The organism is Hydrogenophaga sp. (assembly GCF_051007235.1).
Classification (GTDB): domain Bacteria; phylum Pseudomonadota; class Gammaproteobacteria; order Burkholderiales; family Burkholderiaceae_C; genus Hydrogenophaga.
This window is the reverse complement of the sequence record NZ_JBPCSJ010000179.1, coordinates 1-5,009: the sequence shown is the minus strand read 5'-3', so window position 1 is coordinate 5,009 and position 5,009 is coordinate 1. Positions and strand designations below refer to the sequence as shown.

Genomic DNA, 5,009 nt, shown 5'->3' with positions numbered 1-5,009 from the left:
TCATTTTCGGACGAATTGGCGCAGCTTCACACCGGCCAGCGTCAGGCTGACGAAGTAGACCAGCGCAGCGCCCAGCACCGCCAGCGCAAGCAGGCCGACGCGTTGCAGGGCATGGGCCTGCAGCGCCACCCAGTCCACGCGGGCGGCCAGCCACATCAGGTACACCGCCAGCAGCGCGCTGGCCGCCAGCACCTGCAGCGCAAAGCGCGCCCAGCCGGCCGACGGGGTGTAGGCGCCGCGGCGGATCAGGCCGATCAGCAGCCACAGCGCGTTGACCATGGCACCCAGGCCAATGGCCAGCGCCAGACCGGCGTGCGCGAGGTAGGGCACGAAGACCAGGTTCATCAGCTGCGTCAGCGCCAGCACCACCACCGCGATCTTCACAGGCGTCTTGATGTCCTGGCGGGCATAAAAGCCCGGCGCCAGCACCTTGATGGCGATCAGGCCCAGCAGGCCAGCGCCGTAGCCCATCAGCGCCACGGTGGTCTGCTGCACGTCGGTGCTGCTGAAGGCGCCGTAGTGGTAGAGCGTGGCCACCAGCGGCCGCGCGAACGTGAGCAGCGCCACCGCGCACGGCACGGCCAGCAGCACCACCAGGCGCAGGCCCCAGTCCAGCAGGTTGCTGTAGCGCACCCCGTCGTCGGCGGCGCGGGCCGCTGCCAGTTGCGGCAGCAGCACCACGCCCAGCGCCACACCCAGCATGGCGGTGGGGAACTCCATCAGGCGGTCGGCGTAGGTCAGCCAGCTGACGCTGCCGGTGGTGAGGTGCGAGGCGATCTGGGTGTTGATCAGCAGCGAGATCTGCGCCACGCTGACGCCCAGCAGGGCCGGCAACATGAGCGTGGTGACGCGGCGCGTGCCGGGGTGTGCCCATGCGGCCCGCAGTGTGGCCCAGCGCAGGCCGATGCGCGGCAGCATGCCCAGGCGGCGCAGTGCCGGGATCTGCACCGCCAGCTGCAAGGTGCCGCCCAGCAGCACGCCGCCGACCATGGCGTAGATGGGTTCGATGCCCAGGGTTTTGAACCACGGGGCGCCCCAGCCGGCCGCGGCGATCATGGCCACGTTCAGCAGCACCGGCGTGGCGGCCGGCACAGCAAAATGCTTCCAGGTGTTCAGGATGCCGGCCGACAGCGCGACAAAGGACATGAAGCCGATGTAGGGGAACATCCAGCGCGTCATGAACACCGCCGCCTCAAAACCGTGCGGGCTCTGCTGCAAGCCGCTGGCCATGGCCCAGACCAGCACCGGCGCGCCGGCCACCCCCAGCACACAGGTCAGCGTGAGCGCCCAGGCCAGCACGGTGGCGATCTGGTCGACCATCTGGCGGGTGGCGTCGTCGCCCTCCTTCTCGCGCGCGGCGGCCAGCACCGGCACGAAGGCCTGGCTGAATGCGCCCTCGGCGAACAGGCGCCGCAGCAGGTTGGGGATGCGGAAAGCGACGTTGAAGGCGTCGGTCAGGGCGCTGGCGCCAAAGGCCGAGGCCATGAGCAGCTCACGCACCAGCCCGGTGATGCGCGAGGCCAGGGTCAGCAGGGAGACGAGCGAGGCGGATTTGAAGAGTGACACGCGGGGAGTGTAAGAGCACCCCCTGCGCCGCCTGCGGCGTCGTCACCCTCTCTGGCGCCTGCGGCTTGGAGGAGGGACAAGGCCGGTGGCCGGTCCTAAGCCTGTCGCAGGGCCGTTCCACAGCCGCCCAGGTCTGAATGGCAGGTGGTGGCAGGCGATGGAACGCCGGGCTATAATGTTCGGCTTTGCTGGCATCATCCCAAACACGTAAAGGATTTACACCATGGCAACCAAGCCGAAGAAAAAGAACCCCCGTCTGGCGTCTGGCCGCAAGCGCGCACGCCAAGACGTCAAGCTGAACGCAGCCAACACCTCGCTGCGTTCGAAGTACCGCACCGCCGTCAATAACGTCGAAAAGGCTGTTCTGGCCGGCGACAAGACCAAGGCTGCCGAACTGTTCGCCAAGATGCAGACCGTGGTCGACACCGTGGCCGACAAGGGCATCTTCCACAAGAACAAGGCCGCTCGCGACAAGAGCCGCCTGTCCGCCAAGGTCAAGGCCCTGGCCACCGCCGCCGCTTGATTTCAGCGACGGCCGGCCTGCTCCGGCAGGCCATCAGCCCGGACCGACGCATCCCTGATGCACCGGTCTGCCGTTTGAAACGGTGCGCTGCCAGCAAAAGAGAAAACCGCCCCTCGGGGCGGTTTTTCTTTGGGCGCTCGACACCGGGGTCAGTCGTCGTCTCCACCGACGAAACCGCCGAGCAGGCTGCCGCCCAGCAATCCACCGGCCAGGCCGCCTTGCTCGCCACCACGGCCGCTGCCGCCCTGGGCCATGGGTGCCGCGGCGAAGATGCGCGAGGCCAGGCGCGCGAAGGGCAGCGACTGGATCCAGACCGTGCCCGGGCCACGCAGCGTGGCGAAAAACAAACCTTCGCCGCCGAACAGCGCCGTCTTCACGCCGCCCACGAACTGGATGTCGAAGTCGATGTCCGGCGTGTAGGCCACAACTCAGCCGGTGTCCACGCGCAGCACCTCGCCGGGCGCGAGCTTGCGTTCCAGCACCGTGCCACCCGAGTGCACGAAGGCCAGGCCATCGCCGTCGAGCTTCTGCATGATGAAGCCCTCGCCGCCAAAGAAGCCGGTGCCCAGCTTGCGCTGGAAAGCGATGCCCAGGGCCACGCCCTTGGCCGCGCAGAGGAAGGCGTCGCGCTGGCAGATCAGGGTGCCGCCGTGCTGACTCAGGTCGAACGGGATGATCTTGCCGGTGTAGGGTGCGGCGAACGCGACCTTGCGTTTGCCGTGGCCATCGTTGGTGTAGACCGTGGTGAACAGCGATTCGCCGGTGATCAGGCGCTTGCCCGCGCCCAGCAGTTTGCCGAACAGGCCGCCGCCGCCCGAGCCGGACGAACCGTCGCCGAAGACGGTGTCCATGCGGATGCCGTCTTCCATGTACATCATGCTGCCGGCTTCGCCGATGGCGGCCTCACCGGGGTCGAGTTCGATTTCGACGAACTGCATGTCGTCGCCGTGCAACTGGTAATCCACCACATCCATCGCCATGGTCTGCTCCGTTCAAAACTGGGGCCTGGCTGCCCGACCGGCGGAGGATAGCGGATGCGGATGGCCCGTCGGTGGCAAGCGCCACCGGACGCCGTCAGGCCTTGGCCGGGGGCTCGGGCAGCAGGCAGCCTTCGGCCACCTGCAGGTCGTTGTCCTTGGCGAAGTTCATGCAGAAGTCCCAGGCCATGGGCTCGGCTTCGCGCAGATCGGTGTGCACGATGACGACCTTGATGCCGTTGACCACCGTGGGCACACACCAGGGCGAATAGGCCAGGTGGCTGCCGATGCGCGAGCTGCCGCCGCCGGGACGGAACTGGCTCATCACGCCGGCCAGGCGCTCGGCCCAGTCGCTGGGGCGGAACGTGCGTCCGCTCCGGGTCACGCCCTGGATGAACACTTGCTTGGCGGAGGGGTTGGCGGCCATGGGTGGGTAGCGAGCGGGCGGTGGACGTCGTGCGCTGAGCCTTCGTGTGGAGGGCGGCTGGGCTCTGCAGCAACGTCGGATGGAATGCCGTTGCAGATACCGGAATTATATCTTATATAAGACTTGAGCCAAGGGATTACCCGGATGAGCGGCGCACCTCACTGGGGCATTCACCGCGTCACCGGCCATTCATGCTGGCGTGCTTTCATGACAGCGATGCTGCATCAGCAATGATCGTGCCCAATGCAGCGCCTAAAATCGGCTTTCAACGGCTCAACCTTCGTTGGGCCGCTTCTGTTTCTATCGGTCTGCCCTTCCCTTTCTGGAGTCCTGCATGAGCGCCGCTGCCCCCATCGTCCCGTCGTCGCCCCACGTGATGAACACCTACGGGCGACTGCCGATCGCCCTGACGCACGGCAAGGGCTGCCGCGTGTGGGACGTCAACGGCAAGGAATACCTGGACGCGCTGGCCGGCATCGCGGTGAACACCCTGGGCCATGGCCACCCCAAACTGGTGAAGGCGCTGCAGGATCAGGTGGCCAACATGATCCACTGCTGCAACTACTACCACGTGCCCGGCCAGGAAGAACTGGCCCGGCTGCTGGTGGAACGCTCCGGCCTGACCAACGTCTTCTTCTGCTCCACCGGCCTGGAAGCGAACGAAGCCGCTCTCAAACTGGCGCGCAAGTACGGTCACGACAAGGGCATCGAGCGCCCGGAGATCGTGGTCTATGAAAAAGCCTTCCATGGCCGCTCCATCGCCACCCTGTCGGCCACGGGCAACCCCAAAGTGCAGGCCGGCTTCGGCCCGCTGGTGGAAGGTTTCATCCGCGTGCCGGTGAACGACATCGAGGCGCTGAAGAAGGCCACCGCCGGCAACCCCAACGTGGTGGCCGTGTTCTTCGAAACCATCCAGGGCGAAGGTGGCGTGAACCCCATGCGCGTCGAGTACCTGCAGGGCGTGCGCGCCCTGTGCGACGCCAACGACTGGCTGATGATGATCGACGAGGTGCAGTGCGGCATGGGCCGCACCGGCAAGTGGTTCGCGCACCAGTGGGCGGGCATCCAGCCCGACGTGATGCCGCTGGCCAAGGGCCTGGGTTCTGGCGTGCCGATCGGCGCCGTCGTCGCAGGTCCCAAGGCCGCGAACATCTTTGCGCCCGGAAACCACGGCACCACCTTTGGCGGCAACCCGCTGTCCATGCGCGCCGGCGTCGAAACCATCCGCATCAGGGACGAAGACGGCCTGCTGGAGAACGCCGCCAAGATGGGCCTGCACCTGCAGACCAAGCTGGTGACGGCCCTGATGGGCAAGAAGGGCGTGAAGGAAGTGCGAGGCCACGGCCTGATGATCGGCATCGAGCTGGACAAGCCCTGCGGCGTGATCACCCAGCGCGCGGCCGACGCCGGCCTGCTGCTCTCGGTCACGGCCGACAGCGTGATCCGCCTGGTGCCGCCGTTGATCATCACCGGCGCCGAGGCCGACGAGATCGGCGCCCGCCTGCTGCCGATCATC

At 67.0% G+C, this 5,009-nt stretch carries 4 protein-coding genes and 1 pseudogene; 2 read left to right on the top strand and 3 right to left on the bottom strand.

Annotation, left to right across the window (positions count from 1 at the left end; translation table 11 throughout):
* Positions 1 to 1,566, bottom strand: coding sequence for a murein biosynthesis integral membrane protein MurJ (gene murJ, locus ACR2JA_RS06410; RefSeq protein ID WP_434008274.1), 1,566 nt, complete (start codon positions 1,564 to 1,566; stop codon positions 1 to 3).
* Positions 1,567 to 1,789: 223 nt separating this feature from the next.
* On the opposite strand from murJ, the gene rpsT reads away from it, so the two are divergent.
* On the top strand, positions 1,790 to 2,089 hold the full coding sequence (rpsT, locus tag ACR2JA_RS06405) for a 30S ribosomal protein S20 (protein ID WP_434008273.1): 300 nt from the start codon (positions 1,790 to 1,792) through the stop codon (positions 2,087 to 2,089).
* A gap of 149 nt (positions 2,090 to 2,238) precedes the next feature.
* Here the strand turns inward: rpsT and ACR2JA_RS06400 are convergent.
* Together ACR2JA_RS06400 and ACR2JA_RS06395 are read right to left on the bottom strand one after the other, a co-directional pair.
* Positions 2,239 to 3,069: pseudogene (locus ACR2JA_RS06400) on the bottom strand (TIGR00266 family protein).
* A gap of 94 nt (positions 3,070 to 3,163) precedes the next feature.
* Complete coding sequence (locus ACR2JA_RS06395; protein ID WP_434008272.1) at positions 3,164 to 3,493, bottom strand: DUF3579 domain-containing protein; 330 nt, start codon at positions 3,491 to 3,493, stop codon at positions 3,164 to 3,166.
* Positions 3,494 to 3,827: 334 nt separating this feature from the next.
* On the opposite strand from ACR2JA_RS06395, the gene ACR2JA_RS06390 reads away from it, so the two are divergent.
* A partial coding sequence (locus ACR2JA_RS06390; protein ID WP_434008271.1) for an aspartate aminotransferase family protein occupies positions 3,828 to 5,009 on the top strand: 1,182 nt, incomplete at its 3' end.